Source organism: Streptomyces sp. ISL-94 (assembly GCF_018614075.1).
Classification (GTDB): domain Bacteria; phylum Actinomycetota; class Actinomycetes; order Streptomycetales; family Streptomycetaceae; genus Streptomyces.
In genome coordinates, this window is sequence record NZ_JAGGOZ010000023.1 from 44,956 (window position 1) to 61,012 (window position 16,057).

Consider the following 16,057-nt stretch of genomic DNA (forward strand, 5'->3'; position numbering starts at 1 on the left):
ATGGGATCCGTGGGCAGGAGGTGCGGGAGCCGGTAGGAATGTCAGTGGTCAGGTCTAGGCTCAATCACATCGATCTGAGGGGGTGGGCTGGGTGATCCGTGCGTACAAGTTCCTCATGCGGCCCACCGTGGGTCAGACGATCGCGCTCGGCGAGATGCTGCGGGATCACTGCTCGCTCTACAACGGGGCGTTGCAGGAACGCCGGGACGCTTACCGGCATGTGTCGAAGACGAGCATCCGGTAGGGGCAGCAGTCCGCGCAGCTCAAGGAGATCCGGGCGTTCGACCCGGAGCTCAGGGGCGCTGGTCGTTCTCCTCGCAGCAGGCGACCTTGCGCCGTCTCGACAAGGCGTTCGCCGCGTTCTTCCGCCGGGTCGAGTCCGTCGACACCCCGGGCTATCCCCGGTTCCGTGGGGTCGGCTGGTTCGACACGGTCGACTTCGCCAAGGACGGGGACGGCTGCCGCTGGGACTCGACCCCGCACGATCCGGTGACCCGGTCCGCCTCCAGGGTGTCGGGCACGTCCGCGTGAACCAGCACCGCCCGGTGGTCGGCCGGGTCGAGACCGTGTCGGTCAAGCGCGAAGGCAAGCGCTGGTACGTGGTGCTGACCGCCGGGCAGGACCGGCCCGAACCGCTGCCGGAGACGGGGTCCGCAGTCGGTATCGACCTCGGTATCGCATCGTTTCTCACCACGTCCAAAGGTCAGCACGTACCCAACCCGCGCCACGGCCGCCGTGTCGCCACCAAGCTTGAAGCCGCACAGCAGGCCCTGGCCCGCTGCGAGCGAGGTAGTAACCGGCGTAAGAAGGTCGTGCAGCGCGTTGCCGCCCTGCACCGCAAGGTCCGGCGTCAGCGCCTGGATCACGCTCACAAGACCGCGCTGGACTCGGTCCGCGAATACGACGTGATCGCGCACGAGGACCTCGAGATCCGCAACATGACCAAAGCCCCCGCGCCTAAGCCCGACCCCGGCCAACCGGGAACCTTCCTGCTCAACGGGGCCGCCGCGAAGGCCGGGCCGGGCTGGTCCGTCGCGAAGTCCCACCGGCCTGGCGAGAAGCCCCGCCCCTCACGGCGGGGAGGAGTCACGAAGAGACGGTAACCGGAACCTCTGACAAATCCGGATCAGGCGGAGACGAGTTCCGGCCGCGCGGGGTCGCGGAGCAGGGCGCGGGCCTGGTCGTAGCGGTGCAGCAGCAGGCGGGCCAGGGCCGGATGGCAGCCCAGCGGCGCGGCGGCGGAGCCGGGCGCGGCCGCCGCGGACTGGGCGGCGAACCGGCCGGGCGCGGTGAAGTACGAGGCCACGGCGATCCGGTGGTGGCCGCGGGCGGTCAGGGCGTGGACCGCGTCGGGGACGGTCGGCGCGGCGGCGGAGGCGTAGGCGGGGACCACCGGGACGCCGCCGAGGCGCTCGGCGAGCAGGGCCGCGGTACGGCGGGTGTCGACGGCTGATTCGGGGTCGCGGGAGCCCGCGGAGGCGAGCACGACGGCCGAACCGGTGGTCCAGCCGGCCTCCAGGAGGCGTTCGTGGAGGGCCTCGACGAGCAGCGGATGCGGGCCGAGCGGGGCGGCGACGGCGGTGCGCAGGTGGGCCGCCCGGGCGGCGAAGGCGGGGAGGTCGCGCTTGACGTGGTGGCCGCGGCCGAGGAGCAGCGGGACGAGGACGGCCTCGCCGCGCAGCTCCCGCAGGACCTCGTCGAGCGGCGGCTCGCTCAGCTCGATGTGCCCGAGCCGGACATGGAGCCGGGGACGGAGTTCGCGGACGAGGTCGAGGAGCGCGCGGGCGGTGTGCGCGGCGCGCGGGTCGCGGCTGCCGTGCGCGACGGCGACGAGGGTGGGCTGCATGGGCGGACTCCGGGTCGGCGCAGGCCGTCCAGCTGGGTGCCCAGCTGGACGGTGATGCGGCTGAGCAGTTCGACCGCGCTGTCGAAGGGGAGGGCGGGGGACTCGGGAGGGTGCACCGGCTCCGTCATGGACCGATCCTGCGCGCCGGAGGTTGCCGGGGCGTTGCGCCGGGGTGACGGGTGTTTTCCGGCTGCTCACTCGCTCATTCGTACGGGTGAAAGGAGGGGAGGGTGGAACTGCGGGGCCGTGCCGGTTCGTCAGTCCGTGCGAATGATGTTGGGCGTGAGGCGTGAGGCGTGATGGGGGATGGGATCGATCATGGAGATGCCGGGCTGGGTGCGGTCGGTGGCGGGACGGCGGCCGGGGCTGCCGCGGGGCGTGCGGGGCGCCCGAGGCGTCCGGGGGGTCCGCCGTGGCGGGGGTGTCCGGGGCCGGAGGCGGGCCGTGCAGGTCGTGATGGCCGGCTGCGTGCTGGCACTGCTGCCCGCGGCGTGGACGCACGCGGCGGCCGCCGACCGGCTGCGGACCACGGCCGACGCGCCCGCCGCCGGGGTGGCCGTGGTGTTCGGGGCGGGCCTGTGGAACGGCCGCCCCACCCCCTACCTGGCCGGCCGGCTCGACGCCGCCGTCGAGCTGTACCGCGCCGGGAAGGTCAAGGTCGTGCTGGTCACCGGGGACAACAGCCGCACGGAGTACGACGAGCCCGATGCGATGCGCGCGTACCTCACGGCACACGGGGTGCCGGAGAAGCGGATCGTCGCGGACTACGCCGGCTTCGACACCTGGGACTCGTGCGTACGGGCCAAGGAGATATTCGGGGTCGAGAGGGCGGTGCTGATCAGCCAGGGCTTCCACATACGCAGGGCCGTCGCCCTGTGCGAGGCGGCGGGCGTGGACTCGTACGGGGTCGGGGTGCCCGACGAGCACGACGCGACCTGGTACTACGGCGGGACCCGCGAGGTCTTCGCGGCCGGCAAGGCGGCGCTGGACGCGGCCTTCAAGCCCGAGCCGCGCTTCATGGGGCCGAAGGAGCAGGGGGTGTCGCAGGCCCTGGGCGCTCTGGCAGACTGACGCCGCAGCCGACTATGCCGATTAGTCATATGCCGGTCTGTAGGTTCTCCCGGTCCTGTCGGCACGAGCATCAGAGGTGTGGAACCCGTGGCTGTTGTGGATCTGAGCGGCAAGGCCGTCGTCATCACCGGTGGGGCCTGCGGGCTGGGCGCGGCGGCCGCGCAGGCCGTCGTGGACGGCGGCGGCAAGGTGCTGATCACCGACATCCTGGAGGCGGAGGGCGCCGAGACGGCCGCCAAGCTGGGCGACGCGGCCCGCTTCCTCCGGCACGACGTGACGAGCGAGGCCGACTGGCAGGCGGCGCTGGAGTACGCGGTCGCCGAGTTCGGCCGCTTGGACGGCCTGGTGAACAACGCCGGCATACCCACCGGCCAGTTCCTGGAGCACGAGAGCGTCGAGCACTTCCGCCAGGTCGTGGAGATCAACCTCGTCGGCGTGTTCATCGGCATCAAGGCCGCGATCCCGCTGCTCCGGGCGAACGGCGGCGGATCCATCGTCAACATCTCCTCCGCCGCCGGCCTCACCGGCCTGGCCCTCACCGCCGGCTACGGAGCGTCCAAGTGGGGCGTGCGCGGCCTGTCGAAGATCGGTGCGGTCGAGCTCGCCGAGGCGAAGATCCGTGTCAACTCCGTCCACCCCGGCATGACGCTGACCCCGATGACCGCCCCCATCGGCATCCGGACGGGCGACGGCAACTACCCCGGCGCCCCGCTGGGCCGCGTCGGAGTCCCCGAGGAGATCGCCGCCGCGATCGCGTTCCTCCTCTCGGACGCCGCGGGCTACATGACGGGCGCCGAGCTGGCGGTGGACGGCGGCTGGACCGCGGGCCTGACGGTGAAGTACCTCACCGGCCAGTAGCCCGGCCGGCCGGCCGAGCCGGGCGGGCACACCGACGGCCAGGCCGTCTATCCGGGTGCCCCGGCCGGCCCGCCGGCATAGGGTCCGGCCCGTGGAACAGGAGTCCCCCCTCGTACAACAGGACGCACCCCTAGTCCGTGACGTCTTCCCGGATCTGGCGTCCGAGCTCGTGCGGCTCCTGGAGGAGGAGGACGAGCGCGACCTCGCCCTCTGTGCGTACGACCTCCGGCTGGTCGAGGCGTGCGGCTGCGGGGACGGCTTCTGCCAGAGCATCCGTACGCATCCGCATCCGGAGGGCACGCCCTACGGCCCCGGTCACCGCATGGTGGCCCTCGACCCGGGCAACGGCTTCCTGAACATCGATGTCATCGACGGCCGGATCGTGTACGTCGAGATCGTCGATCGTCCACCGCTGCGGCGGGCCTCACCGCAGCCCCCGGCCGGTGCTGAGGCAGAGCACCCCGACTCGTAACGCGGGACGGCGGCCGGTGTAACACCGCCGACGCACGCTGGGCTCCATGCACACCCCGGAAGCCGCCCCCGCCATCGCCACGCACTGCCCGTACTGCGCGCTGCAGTGCGGGATGAACCTCCGGCCCGAGCCGGGCGGGGTGGGCGTGGCGGTGGAGGAGCGTGCGGATTTTCCCGTCAACCGGGGCGCGCTGTGCGGCAAGGGCCGCACCGCCCCCGCTGTGCTCTCCTCCCGGGTGCGCCTGACCGAGCCGCTCGTCCGCACCCACGCCGGGACGCTCGAACCGGCCACCTGGGAGGAGGCCCTCGACGCCGTCGCCGCGGGCCTCGCCCGCACGGGCCGCGCGCACGGGCCGGACGCCGTCGGGGTCTTCGGCGGCGGCGGGCTCACCAACGAGAAGGCCTACGCGCTCGGCAAGTTCGCCCGCGTCGCCCTGCGCACCTCGCAGATCGACTACAACGGCCGCTTCTGCATGTCCTCGGCCGCCGCCGCGCACCAGCGGGCCTTCGGGCTCGACCGGGGCCTGCCCTTCCCGCTGGAGGACATCCCCCGCACCGGCTGTGTGATCCTCGTCGGCTCCAACCTGGCCGAGACCATGCCGCCCGCCCTGCGCTACCTCACCGAGCTCAAGGCCAACGGCGGCACCCTGATCGTCATCGACCCGCGCCGCACCCGCACCGCCGACCAGGCCGACCTGCACCTCGCCCCGCGCCCCGGCACCGACCTCGCGCTCGCTCTCGGCCTGCTGCACCTGGTCGTCGCGGAGGGCCGCACCGACGAGGAGTTCATTGCCGAGCGCACCACCGGCTGGGAGGAGGCCCGGGCCGCGGCCATGGCCCACTGGCCCGAGCTGGTGGAGCGCATCACCGGCGTCCCCGTGCCCAAGCTCCGCGAGGCCGTCGCCCTGTTCTGCGCCCCGGAATCCGCCATGGTCCTCACCGCCCGCGGTCCCGAGCAGCAGTCCAAGGGCACCGACACCGTCGGCGCCTGGATCAACCTCTGCCTGGCCACCGGCCGTGCCGGCCGCCCGCTCTCCGGCTACGGCTGCCTCACCGGCCAGGGCAACGGCCAGGGCGGCCGCGAGCACGGTCAGAAGGCCGACCAGCTCCCCGGCTACCGCAAGCTCACCGACCCGGCGGCCCGCGCGCACGTCGCCGAGGTCTGGGGCGTCGACCCCGACACCCTGCCCGGCCCGGGCCGCAGCGCGTACGAACTCCTCGACGCACTCGGCACGGACGTGAAGGCCCTCCTCCTCATGGGCTCCAACCCGGTGGTCTCCGCCCCCCGCGCCGCCCACATCGAGGACCGCATCCGCTCCCTGGACTTCCTCGCCGTGGCCGACGTCGTCCTCTCCGAGACCGCCGCCCTCGCGGACGTGGTCCTCCCCGTCACCCAGTGGGCGGAGGAGACCGGCACCACCACCAACCTGGAGGGCCGCGTCCTGCTCCGCAGGCAGGCACTCACCCCGCCGCCGGGCGTCCGCACCGACCTGGAGGTCCTGCACGGCCTGGCCGCCCGGCTCGGCGTGGAGAAGGGGTTCCCCACCGCTCCCGAGGAGGTCTTCGAGGAGCTGCGCCGCGCCTCGGCCGGCGGCCCCGCCGACTACTCCGGCATCTCCTACTCCCGCATCGAGGCCGAACAGGGCGTCTTCTGGCCCTGCCCGCCGGACTCCCCGGGGCAGCCCCGCCTCTTCCTGGACCGCTTCGCCACCGACGACGGCCGGGCCCGCTTCGTCCCCGTCTCCCACCGCGAGGCCGCCGAGGTCCCCGACGCGGAGTACCCGGTCCTCCTCACCACCGGGCGCGTGGTCGCCCAGTACCAGTCCGGCGCCCAGACCCGCCGGGTGGACGAACTCAACGAGGCCGCCCCCGGCCCCTTCGTGGAACTCCACCCCCGGCTCGCCGCCCGCATCGGCGCGGTCGACGGCAGCCCGCTGGCGGTGACCTCCCGCCGCGGCCGGGCGGTGGCCCCGGCCCGGATCACCGACACCATCCGCGCGGACACGGTCTTCATGCCGTTCCACTGGCCGGGCGAGGGCCGCGCCAACACGCTGACCAACCCGGCACTGGACCCGGTGTCCCGGATGCCGGAGTTCAAGGTCTGCGCGGTCCGCGTCGAGCCGGTGTAGCGGCCTCGGACGATTTCTTGCCGCAGTCTTGGCCACCGCTTTGGCCAACGGCCCGTGTGCGGCGAACTACCGTTCCCGCCATGCCCATACGCCCCCTCCCGTACCGCAAGCCGACCCGCGGGCGCGACTACTGGGTCCTGGACGACGTCCTTCCGGACGCGGACTCCGTGCGGGCCCGCTGCCTGGCGAAGGACGACTGGGTCCAGGGCGCCCCGCACAAGCCAGAGCCCTGGCCGGGCCTGCGCGCCATGCCCGCACTGGAACCGCCCGAACTGGCCCGCGTGGAACGGCTGGTGCGCCAGGCCACCGGCGCGCCGCGGATCTGGGCCGATAACCCGGCCGGCGCCGGCACCTTCAACCACAACTGCGTCCAGGTCGTCGGCAAGGACGAGTGCGAGCCCCGCCCGCACACCGACTCCCGGACCGTGTGCCGCTACGCCGCCGTGCTCTACCTCAGCCCGGACACCCCCGAGGACTGCGGCACCAGGACCGTTTCCACCGTGACCCGCACCGGGTCGAAGCCCGCCTCGCGCAACGCGGGCACCAGGGCCTCGTGGCCGGTGCGGTCCCGCAGGGTCAGCATCGGCTGGGACACCATACGGCCCCGCTCCAGCATGAGGTGCGTCACCTTCAACTCCCGTGCCCCTGCCCAGGCGTCGAGGCGGCCCAGCGCCTCCGCGTCCCCGCACCGCACCGCACCGTGACGTGGGTTTCGTACTCGTACATGAAGTCGATCTTGTCGGACATGCGTCCGGTCCGCATCGGGATTCCCGCCGGGGGGTAACCATGCGGTCACGCACCGATTGCAGAAAATGCCCGCACGCCCCTCGTGGCAGCGATGTGCCGTACCCCACACTGAGTTGCGGTGCCTGAGTCCTCGGACCCCTGGAGGTCGCCCCCGTGCAGACCCAGACCCAGCCCCTGATCGTGACCGATGAGCCCGAGCGCGAGGCCGAGGCCATGGACGACGAGCCAGAGCCTCTCGAGCTGATCGAGCCGGTGCCCACACAGCGCAGGCGCAGCAGCAGCGGCGGCGACCGTGCGGGCGGAGCGGGTCCTTCCGCCGATCTGTTCCGACAGTACCTGCGCGAGATAGGCAGGATCCCGCTGCTCACCGCCGCCGAGGAGGTCGACCTCGCGCGGCGCGTCGAAGCCGGGCTGTTCGCCGAGGAGAAGCTCGCCGGCACCCCGGATCTCGACTCCCGGCTCGCCGTGGACCTCGACCGGCTGGTCGTCATGGGCCGGATGGCCAAGCGCCGCCTCATCGAGTCGAACCTGCGGCTCGTGGTCTCCGTCGCGAAGCGCTACGTGGGCCGCGGGCTCACCATGCTCGACCTCGTGCAGGAGGGGAACCTCGGGCTCATACGGGCCGTTGAGAAGTTCGACTACGCCCGCGGGTACAAGTTCTCCACCTACGCCACCTGGTGGATCCGGCAGGCCATGTCCCGGGCCCTCGCCGACCAGGCCCGGACCATCCGCGTGCCCGTCCACGTCGTGGAGCTGATCAACCGCGTCGTGCGCGTCCAGCGCCGCATGCTCCAGGAGCGCGGGTACGAGCCCACCGCCGAAGAGGTCGCCGCCCACCTGGAGCTGACCCCCGAGCGGGTCATGGAGGTGCTGCGCCTCGCCCAGGAGCCGGTCTCCCTGCACGCTCCGGTCGGCGAGGAGGACGATGTCGCGCTCGGCGACCTCATAGAGGACGGCGACGCCGCGTCACCCGTGGAGTCCGCCGCCTTCTTCCTGCTGCGCGAGCACCTCGAAGCGGTGCTGTCGACCCTCGGCGAGCGCGAGCGCAAAGTCGTCCAGCTGCGGTACGGGCTCGACGACGGGCGTCCCCGCACCCTGGAGGAGATCGGCCGGATCTTCGGCGTCACGCGCGAGCGGATCCGCCAGATCGAGTCCAAGACCCTCAACAAACTGCGCGACCATGCCTTCGCCGACCAGCTGAGGGGCTACCTGGACTGACGGGACGGACGGCACCGACGGTCGAGGGGACAGCCGGAAACGGGAAACGGGAAAGGGGCGCCCCGAAGGACGCCCCCACCCTGCCGGCCCGCGGTCAGTCGACCTCGGCGACCGCCTGCGCGAACTGCGCCGCGTACAGCCGCGCGTACGCGCCGCCCGACTCCAGCAGCTCCTCATGCGTGCCCTGTTCCACGATCGAGCCGCTCTCCATCACCAGGATCACGTCCGCGTCGCGGATCGTGGACAGCCGGTGCGCGATCACGAAGGACGTACGGCCGTGCGCCAGGCGCGCCATCGCCTTCTGGATCAGCACCTCGGTACGGGTGTCCACGGAGCTCGTCGCCTCGTCGAGCACCAGGATCACCGGGTCCGACAGGAACGCCCGGGCGATGGTGATCAGCTGCTTCTCGCCGGCGCTGACGCCCGCGCCCTCGTCGTCCAGCACGGTGTCGTAGCCGTCCGGCAGGGTGCGGATGAACCGGTCGGCGTGCGCCGCCCGCGCGGCTTCCTCGATCTCGGCGCGCGTCACCTCGCGCGAAGCCCCGTACGCGATGTTCTCCGCGATCGTGCCGCCGAACAGCCAGGTGTCCTGGAGCACCATGCCGATCCCGCCGCGCAGTTCCTCGCGGGTCATCTTCGCGATGTCCACGCCGTCCAGGGCGATCTCCCCACCCGTGACCTCGTAGAACCGCATCAGCAGGTTCACGAGCGTGGTCTTGCCGGCGCCCGTCGGGCCGACGATCGCGACCGTATGGCCGGGCTCGACGCTCAGCGACAGGTTCTCGATCAGCGGCTTGTCCGGCTCGTAGCGGAAGGCCACCTTGTCGAGTGTCACCTGGCCGCGCAGGGTCTCCGGCCGCTCCGGAACCTCAGCGTCCGGCTCCTGCTCCGCCGCGTCCAGCAGCTCGTACACCCGCTCCGCCGAGGCGACGCCGGACTGCACGAGGTTCGCCATCGAGGCGACCTGCGTCAGCGGCATCGAGAACTGCCGCGAGTACTGGATGAAGGCCTGAACGTCACCGATCGACAGGGTGCCCGAGGCGACCCGCAGACCGCCGACGACCGCGATCAGGACGTAGTTGATGTTCGAGATGAAGAACATCACCGGCTGCATGATGCCGCTGACCAGCTGCGCCTTGAAGGAGGCCCGGTACAGCGCCTCGTTCTGCTCGGCGAAGACCGCCGCGGACTCCTTCTGCCGGCCGAAGACCTTGACCAGGTTGTGGCCCGAGTACATCTCCTCGATGTGCGCGTTGAGCACGCCGGTGGTCTTCCACTGAGCCACGAACTGCGGCTGCGACTTCTTGCCGATCTTCGCCGCGACGAAGACCGAGAGCGGTACGGTCACCAGCGCCACCAGCGCCAGCAGCGGCGAGATCCAGAACATCATCGCGAGCACGCCGACGATGGTCAGCAGCGAGTTGAGCAGCTGCCCCATCGTCTGCTGGAGCGTCTGCCCGATGTTGTCGATGTCGTTCGTCGCCCGGCTCAGCACCTCGCCGCGCTTCTGCTGGTCGAAGTACGACAGCGGCAGCCGCGACAGCTTCCCCTGGAGCTCCTCGCGCATCCGGTACACGGTGCCGTTCATGATGTGGTTCGACAGGCGCGTCGCGACCAGCATCAGCAGGCCCGCCACGGTGAAGACCACCAGCGCCCAGATGGCCACGACCCCGACGGCGCCGAAGTCGATGCCCTTGCCGGGGGTGAAGTCCGTGCCGGACAGCATGTCCGCCATGCCGCCGTGGCCGTCGGCGCGCATGCCCTCCAGCGCCTGCTGTTTCGTCAGGCCCGCCGGGATCTCACGGCCCACGATCCCCGCGAAGACCAGGTCGGTGGCCTCGCCGAGGATCTTCGGCCCGACGACCGCGCAGGCGACGGAGCCGACCACGGCCAGGACCATGCCCCAGATCTTGGCCCGGTCGTGGGCGAGCTGGCGCAGCAGCCGCTTGCCCGAGCCCTTGAAGTCCATGGACCGCTGGGCCGGTCCCATCATCATCCGTCCTCCGGGCCCGCTCATGCGGCCTCCGCCTCCGTCAGCTGGGAGAGCACGATCTCCCGGTAGGTCTCATTGCCGGCCATCAGCTCGTGGTGGCGTCCCTCGCCCACCACCTGGCCCTCGTCGAGGACGATGATCCGGTCGGCGTCGCGGATCGTGGAGACCCGCTGGGCGACGATCACCACGGTCGCGTCCTCGGTCTCGCGGGCGAGCGCCGCGCGCAGCGCCGCGTCCGTCGCGTAGTCCAGGGCCGAGAAGGAGTCGTCGAAGAGGTAGATCTCGGGGCGCTGCACCAGGGTGCGGGCGATGGCGAGCCGCTGGCGCTGGCCGCCGGAGACATTGGTTCCGCCCTGGGTGATGGGGGCCTCCAGGCCGCCCTCCAGCTCGGAGACGAAGTCCCTGGCCTGGGCCACCTCCAGGGCCCGCCACAGCTCCTCGTCGGTCGCGTCGGGGCGCCCGTAGCGGAGGTTGGAGGCGACGGTTCCGGAGAAGAGGTACGGCTTCTGCGGGACCATGCCGACCGTCTTGGCCAGCAGCTCGGGGTCGAGCCGGCGGACGTCCTCGCCGTCGACCAGCACCTCGCCGCCGGTCGCGTCGAACAGCCGCGGAACCAGGCCCAGCAGGGTCGACTTGCCGCTGCCCGTGGAGCCGATGACCGCCGTGGTCTCGCCGGGGCGGGCCACCAGGTCCACGCCGCGCAGCACCGGCGCCTCGGCGCCCGGGTAGCGGAAGTCGGCACCGCGCAGCTCCAGCATGCCGTGCCGCAGGAGCTTGCGTACCGGGTCGGTGGGCGGGACCACGCTGGAGTCGGTGTCCAGGACCTCCTGGATGCGCTCCGCACAGACCTCTGCGCGCGGCACCATCATGAACATGAAGGTGGCCATCATCACGGACATGACGATCTGCATCAGGTAGGCGAGGAAGGCCGTCAGCTGGCCGATCTCCATGCCCTCGCTGTCGATGCGCATCGCACCGAACCAGATGACGGCGACGCTGGAGATGTTGACGACCACGATGACGGTGGGGAACATCAGCGCGAGGAGCTTGCCGGCGGCCAGCGAGACACCGGTGAGATCCTCGTTGGCCGCCCGGAAGCGGTCCTTCTCGTAGTCGTCGCGGACGAAGGCGCGGATCACCCGGTTGCCGGTGATCTGCTCGCGCAGCACGCGGTTCACGGTGTCCAGGCGCTCCTGCATCCGGCGGAACAGCGGGCGCGTCTTGAGGACGATCGCGCCGACCGCCAGGCCGAGGACGGGGACGACGGCCAGCAGCACGCCCGACAGCTTCACGTCGAGGGACAGCGCCATTGCTATGCCGCCCACGCACATGATCGGCGCCGAGACCATCAGCGTGAAGGTCATCAGCACGAGCATCTGGACCTGTTGGACGTCGTTCGTCGTACGGGTGATCAGGGACGGGGCCCCGAACTGGCCGAGCTCCCGCGCGGAGAAGCTCTGCACGCGGTCGAAGACGGCGGCGCGGACGTCCCGGCCGAAGGCCGCCGCGGTGCGGGCGCCGTAGTAGACGGCCCCGACGTTGCAGACGAGCTGGATGAGCGAGACGCCGAGCATCAGCGCGCCGAAGCGCAGGATGTAGCCGGTGTCCCCGTTGACGACACCGTTGTCGATGATGTCCGCGTTGAGCGTGGGCAGGTAGAGGCTCGCGCTGGTCTGCAGCAGTTGGAGCAGGACCAGCAGGGCGATGGGTTTCCGGTACGGACCCAGATGGGTCCGCAGAAGTCGTATGAGCACGCGCAGGCTCCGGTCGGCAAGATCGAGGGGGTTCACCCCATCTTCGGCCAACCGGCGGCCCGATCCCCACCGGTTTTCGCAAAGCCCGGTCAAAAGGAGTAGTCCGCCTGCGCCCCCGGTCCTAGGGGCGCCCGGCCGGAACGCCCCTGGGCGGGGCGGGAACGCCCCTGGGCGCGGGGGAATGCCCCGGCGCCCGGGGGAATGCCCCTGGGCGCGGGGGAATGCCCCGGCGCCCGCCTGGAACGCCCGGCGCGCCGCTGGAACGCCGCGGTGCCCGGCCGGAACGCCCCCGCGCCGCCTGGAACGCCCGGCGCGCCGCTAGAACGCCCCGGCGCCCGGCTGGAACGCGCCGGGGTGGATCTGCTCCCGCGTTGCGATGTACTGCTGGCGCACCGCCTGCCAGGCCGGGAACTCCTCGCGCGGCTCGAACACCTGCGCCGCGGGGGCCGGCCAGACCGGCGGGGTGTGCGGGGCCAGCGTGCCCTGCGCCACACCGAGCGCCCACGCCGCCTGGCGCGCCGCGCCCAGCGCCGCGTAGTCGGCCGGCGCCGGTACGACGACCTGCGTCCCGAACAGCCCCGGAGCCGCGGCCTGTACGGCGGGCAGCTCGGCCGCCGCGCCCAGCAGGAACACCCGGCGGATCTCGACCCCGCGCGTGCGCAGCACGTCGAGCGCGTCCACCAGCCCGCACAGCATGCCCTCGAAGGCGGCCCGCGCCAGGTGCTCCGGCTTCATCGAGTCCCGGCGCAGCCCGGACAGGGTCCCGGCGGTGTGCGGCAGGTTCGGCGTCCGCTCACCCTCCAGGTACGGCAGGAGTACGAGGCCGTGCGCACCCGGCGTCGACTTGAGCGCGAGCTCGGAGAGCCCCTCCAGATCGGTGCCCAGCAGCTCGGCGGTGCCGCGCAGCGCCCGTACGGCATTGGAGGTGTTCACCACCGGCAGGTGCATGCCGGCCGCGTCGGCCAGGGAGGTGATCAGACCGCCGGGCTCCGACAGCGCCTCGTCGTGTACCGCCATCACCGAACCGGAGGCGCCCAGCGAGACCACCGCGTCGCCGGGGCCTAGCCCCAGCCCGAGCGCGGCGGCCATCGTCTCGCCGGTGCCGGCGGATATGAGCAGCCCCTCGGGCGTGGTCCCGGCGGCGTCGGCCGGACCGAGCACCTCGGGCAGCAGCGCCCGGTGCCCGAGGGCGAGCTCGACCAGGTCGGGGCGCCAGGAACCGGTGGCCGCCGACCAGTACCCGGTGCCGGAGGCGCCGCCGCGGTCGGTGGTCCGGCGGGCCGGCCGGCCCAGCAGCTGCCAGACCAGCCAGTCGTGCGGGGACATCAGCACGGCCACCCGGCGGGCTGCCTCGGGTTCGGTGCGGGCCAGCCAGGCCAGCTTCGCCAGGGGCTGCGCGGCGTGCGGGACCGAACCCACCGCCTCAGCCCACGCCTGTCGGCCGCCGAGGCTGTCGACGAGATCGGCGGCGGCCACCTGCCCGCGCTTGTCGTTGCCGACCAGGGCCGGACGTACGAGCCCGCCCTGCGCGTCGAGCGGCAGCAGGCCGTGCTGCTGCGCGGACACCCCGATGGCCTGGACCCCTTCGAGGAGCCCGCCGCCGGCGGCCTCGCCGAGCGAGAGCAGCCAGGCCTGCGGATCGGTCTCATGGGGATTCGCGCCGTCCGGTTCCCCGGCGGGCTGTGGATGGGGTGCGTACCCCTGGCGCAGCACGGCACCGGTCTCGGTGTCGCAGACGACGATGCGTGTGAACGCGGAAGAGCTGTCCAGCCCGGCGACTATCCCCATGCGGAGAATTCTGCCGCACGCCGGCCCGGTCTCCACCGCCGCGGGCCCCCGGGATCCCATAGGTCCCGGAGGCCGCGGCAGCCTCGGAAATCTCAGGTCTCCCAGGTGACCCGGGACACGGGCGGGTTCCGGGTCACCTCGGCACCTCAGGTGTTGCTGGTGCCCCACTCGTCCTCGGAGCCGCCGCCGTACCGGCCGCGCAGTCCCCGTACCCGCGCGGCCAGCCCGGCCGGTACGGCGTCGCCGACCTTGTCGCTCACTGCGGCGAAGGCCTTCCCGGCGAACTCGCGCCCGCTCTGCCCGGCCGCCTCGGCGGCATTGCGCACCGCGGGGTTCTGCGCGAGCTCCCGCGCGGACTTCTTCAGCTCTTCGTACCGCTCGCGCCCGGCCCGGGTCCCGAGCACGTACCCGAGGGCCAGTCCGACTACGAACGTGACCTTGTACCGCATGCCTGTCACCTTTCGTCGTGTGGTGCCCGGCCTGCTGTCGATACCGATTGGCGGAGCACCCCCCTGCTTGCGCTAATCTATGACTCGCAACGGGCGCTCGCCCCCCGGCAAGGCCGGAGGTGGGCCGTTCGATGCACCGCAGCAATCCCCTGTAGCTCAATTGGCAGAGCAGCCGGCTGTTAACCGGCAGGTTACTGGTTCGAGTCCAGTCGGGGGAGCGCGGTCCCCTGTAGCTCAATTGGCAGAGCATTCGGCTGTTAACCGGAGGGTTGCTGGTTCGAGTCCAGCCGGGGGAGCAAGGAAGAAGAGGACCCCCTGGGTCCTCTTCTTTTTTTGCCCTGGCGGGGAACCGGGCAGCCCTCAGCGCGGTCTCCCTCACAGGCGAAGCCGATCATGCGAGGCATCCGAGGCAGGAGATCGTATGAGCGGCTATGCTGCGGCAGACGGCGCGCACACGTGTACGCGCCACGCCGTGAAGGGGCGGTAGCTCAGCCGGTTAGAGCAGCGGACTCATAATCCGTCGGCCGTGGGTTCGAGTCCCACCCGCCCCACCAGTACAGGTCTCTGACCTGCGGAAACGTCTCTTTCGAGGCGTCGGAGTGGCAACTTCAGCTCAGCGGACTGAATCCGCTGCCCGCCAGTTTGGTTCTGGACCGGTTTGTGATGGCTGGCACTGCGGTGACCTGCATGAATGCATGGTCTCGCTGTTCGCGCGAGCTGGTCGGAGATGGCTGGCTCTGACGGCCTTGGCCGTGAATTCGGGACGCTGGCAGGACACAGGGAACCGGAAGTCGCTACCTCGGGACCATCTGATAGGCGCTGCTCGAGTGGTGCGGAGTAGGTGCTGTCCGGCAGCAGTCGACCGGGGCTGCCGACCTCTGGGTCGTAATGTGGCCACCGCGGCGGACCGGCGGGAAACGGCCCGTACTGGAAACGGTCCAGAAAAGCACCCGGCTCGTGCAGAGATGGCTCATGGGTCGTGGCTCCTCGCTCCCAACAGCTGGGCCGGACGTCGGCCTCGCGGAGGCCGGACATACGGCTCTTCCGCGAGACTTGGACGCCGTCTTCTGGACGTCGGACTCGCAGAAGCACGCGCTCCGCCTTCCTCTTCTCGTCCGCCGCCGCCTGAGCCAGTCCTTGCGGACCAGGAGTCCATCGGCTCTTCGTCGGCGGCGTCCCAGTAGCGCGAGCGCGGTCGATAGGCGGTGTGCGGTTGGTGCCGGAGCAGCCGACGGCACAGCTTGAACGCAGGCAGACCGTCTCATGCGCATGGCGTACTCCGGGCTGCCACATATGCCCTGTCGGGTAAAGCTGGTCGAGACGACGGAGTAGGCACGTTCACGGCCGTCGACGTCGGAGGAGGCGGTATGGCAGCACTGGCTCGGATATCGCTGGAGGGTGGAGGCTGCATTCTGCTCGAGGACCCGGCGTCTGCGGTGGAGGGGCCGGTGAAGGCCGGTCGCATCGGCGATGCCGTCCATGACCTGCCGGGGACTTTGCAAGGGGCTCTGGAGCCGATCACGGAGGCGGCGCGTGCCGCACTCGACCAGCTGCGCAAGGCCCGCCCGGAAAAAATCACGGTCGAGTTCGGTGTCGACCTCGCGGCCGAGGCCGGCGCGGTGATCACCAGGAGCCAGGTCAGCTGCCATCTGCGGGTGACCTTGGTGTGGAAGAAGGACGACACCGGTCATTCTCACGCAGACGAAAATCCGGGCTGAGCCGTGAACAGTGCC

The 16,057-nt window shown here is 71.5% G+C and carries 12 protein-coding genes, 3 tRNA genes and 1 pseudogene; 11 read left to right on the plus strand and 5 right to left on the minus strand.

The features are described from left to right. Window positions 1–91 precede the first annotated feature (91 nt). Window positions 92–1,103 (plus strand): annotated as a pseudogene (locus J7E94_RS08305) (RNA-guided endonuclease InsQ/TnpB family protein). A 23-nt stretch (window positions 1,104–1,126) separates the two neighbouring features. Here the strand turns inward: J7E94_RS08305 and J7E94_RS08310 are convergent. After that, window positions 1,127–1,846, minus strand: a complete 720-nt coding sequence (locus J7E94_RS08310; RefSeq protein WP_215013680.1) for a sirohydrochlorin chelatase — start codon at window positions 1,844–1,846, stop codon at window positions 1,127–1,129. Between the two features lie 318 nt (window positions 1,847–2,164). Between J7E94_RS08310 and J7E94_RS08315 the strand changes: the two genes are divergently transcribed. The 6 genes from J7E94_RS08315 to J7E94_RS08340 all read left to right on the plus strand — a co-directional run bounded on the left by J7E94_RS08315 (window position 2,165) and on the right by J7E94_RS08340 (window position 8,340). After that, complete coding sequence (locus J7E94_RS08315; protein ID WP_374224410.1) at window positions 2,165–2,917, plus strand: vancomycin high temperature exclusion protein; 753 nt, start codon at window positions 2,165–2,167, stop codon at window positions 2,915–2,917. Window positions 2,918–3,004: 87 nt separating this feature from the next. Continuing rightward, the gene (locus J7E94_RS08320) at window positions 3,005–3,775 is read left to right on the plus strand and encodes a glucose 1-dehydrogenase (protein ID WP_215013682.1); all 771 of its coding nucleotides are present in this window, start codon (window positions 3,005–3,007) and stop codon (window positions 3,773–3,775) included. 91 nt (window positions 3,776–3,866) lie between these two features. Then, the gene (locus J7E94_RS08325) at window positions 3,867–4,247 is read left to right on the plus strand and encodes a hypothetical protein (protein ID WP_215013683.1); all 381 of its coding nucleotides are present in this window, start codon (window positions 3,867–3,869) and stop codon (window positions 4,245–4,247) included. Window positions 4,248–4,293: 46 nt separating this feature from the next. Beyond that, entirely contained in the window at window positions 4,294–6,375 is a 2,082-nt protein-coding gene (locus J7E94_RS08330) for a molybdopterin oxidoreductase family protein (protein ID WP_215013684.1), read from the plus strand. Between the two features lie 80 nt (window positions 6,376–6,455). Continuing rightward, window positions 6,456–7,079 (plus strand): hypothetical protein, encoded by a 624-nt coding sequence (locus tag J7E94_RS34315; protein ID WP_251056326.1) that lies wholly within the window; start codon window positions 6,456–6,458, stop codon window positions 7,077–7,079. Between the two features lie 181 nt (window positions 7,080–7,260). Beyond that, window positions 7,261–8,340: an RNA polymerase sigma factor gene (locus tag J7E94_RS08340; RefSeq protein WP_374224411.1), complete on the plus strand. Its 1,080-nt coding sequence runs from the start codon at window positions 7,261–7,263 to the stop codon at window positions 8,338–8,340. A 94-nt stretch (window positions 8,341–8,434) separates the two neighbouring features. On the opposite strand, the gene J7E94_RS08345 is transcribed toward J7E94_RS08340, so the two are convergent. The 4 genes from J7E94_RS08345 to J7E94_RS08360 all read right to left on the minus strand — a co-directional run bounded on the left by J7E94_RS08345 (window position 8,435) and on the right by J7E94_RS08360 (window position 14,324). Next, on the minus strand, window positions 8,435–10,357 hold the full coding sequence (locus J7E94_RS08345) for an ABC transporter ATP-binding protein (RefSeq protein WP_215013685.1): 1,923 nt from the start codon (window positions 10,355–10,357) through the stop codon (window positions 8,435–8,437). Continuing rightward, window positions 10,354–12,087, minus strand: coding sequence for an ABC transporter ATP-binding protein (locus tag J7E94_RS08350; protein WP_215013698.1), 1,734 nt, complete (start codon window positions 12,085–12,087; stop codon window positions 10,354–10,356). The genes J7E94_RS08345 and J7E94_RS08350 overlap by 4 nt, the downstream gene beginning before the upstream one ends. Before the next feature lie 318 nt (window positions 12,088–12,405). After that, window positions 12,406–13,875, minus strand: a complete 1,470-nt coding sequence (locus J7E94_RS08355; RefSeq protein ID WP_215013700.1) for an FGGY family carbohydrate kinase — start codon at window positions 13,873–13,875, stop codon at window positions 12,406–12,408. A gap of 146 nt (window positions 13,876–14,021) precedes the next feature. Next, window positions 14,022–14,324: a YtxH domain-containing protein gene (locus tag J7E94_RS08360; RefSeq protein ID WP_215013701.1), complete on the minus strand. Its 303-nt coding sequence runs from the start codon at window positions 14,322–14,324 to the stop codon at window positions 14,022–14,024. A gap of 145 nt (window positions 14,325–14,469) precedes the next feature. Here J7E94_RS08360 and J7E94_RS08365 point away from each other — a divergent pair. The 4 genes from J7E94_RS08365 (at window position 14,470) to J7E94_RS08380 (ending at window position 16,042) form a co-directional block, all read left to right on the plus strand. Continuing rightward, window positions 14,470–14,542, plus strand: a tRNA-Asn gene (locus J7E94_RS08365). A 5-nt stretch (window positions 14,543–14,547) separates the two neighbouring features. Then, window positions 14,548–14,620 (plus strand) — tRNA-Asn (locus J7E94_RS08370). A gap of 181 nt (window positions 14,621–14,801) precedes the next feature. Next, window positions 14,802–14,878: transfer RNA gene (locus tag J7E94_RS08375), tRNA-Ile, on the plus strand. Window positions 14,879–15,691: 813 nt separating this feature from the next. After that, window positions 15,692–16,042 carry a CU044_2847 family protein gene (locus J7E94_RS08380; RefSeq protein ID WP_215013702.1) on the plus strand — a complete coding sequence of 117 codons (351 nt, stop codon included), beginning with the start codon at window positions 15,692–15,694 and terminating at the stop codon, window positions 16,040–16,042. The last annotated feature ends 15 nt before the right edge of the window (window positions 16,043–16,057 follow it).

Excerpts from the sequence above, each read along its gene's own strand:
- J7E94_RS08310 (WP_215013680.1), bottom strand. The coding sequence starts at position 1,846 with ATGCAGCCCACCCTCGTCGCCGTCGCGCACGGCAGCCGCGACCCGCGC.
- J7E94_RS08315 (WP_374224410.1), top strand. The coding sequence starts at position 2,165 with ATGGAGATGCCGGGCTGGGTGCGGTCGGTGGCGGGACGGCGGCCGGGG.
- J7E94_RS08330 (WP_215013684.1), top strand. The coding sequence starts at position 4,294 with ATGCACACCCCGGAAGCCGCCCCCGCCATCGCCACGCACTGCCCGTAC.
- J7E94_RS34315 (WP_251056326.1), top strand. The coding sequence starts at position 6,456 with ATGCCCATACGCCCCCTCCCGTACCGCAAGCCGACCCGCGGGCGCGAC.
- J7E94_RS08345 (WP_215013685.1), bottom strand. The coding sequence starts at position 10,357 with ATGAGCGGGCCCGGAGGACGGATGATGATGGGACCGGCCCAGCGGTCC.
- J7E94_RS08355 (WP_215013700.1), bottom strand. The coding sequence starts at position 13,875 with ATGGGGATAGTCGCCGGGCTGGACAGCTCTTCCGCGTTCACACGCATC.
- J7E94_RS08360 (WP_215013701.1), bottom strand. The coding sequence starts at position 14,324 with ATGCGGTACAAGGTCACGTTCGTAGTCGGACTGGCCCTCGGGTACGTG.
- J7E94_RS08380 (WP_215013702.1), top strand. The coding sequence starts at position 15,692 with ATGGCAGCACTGGCTCGGATATCGCTGGAGGGTGGAGGCTGCATTCTG.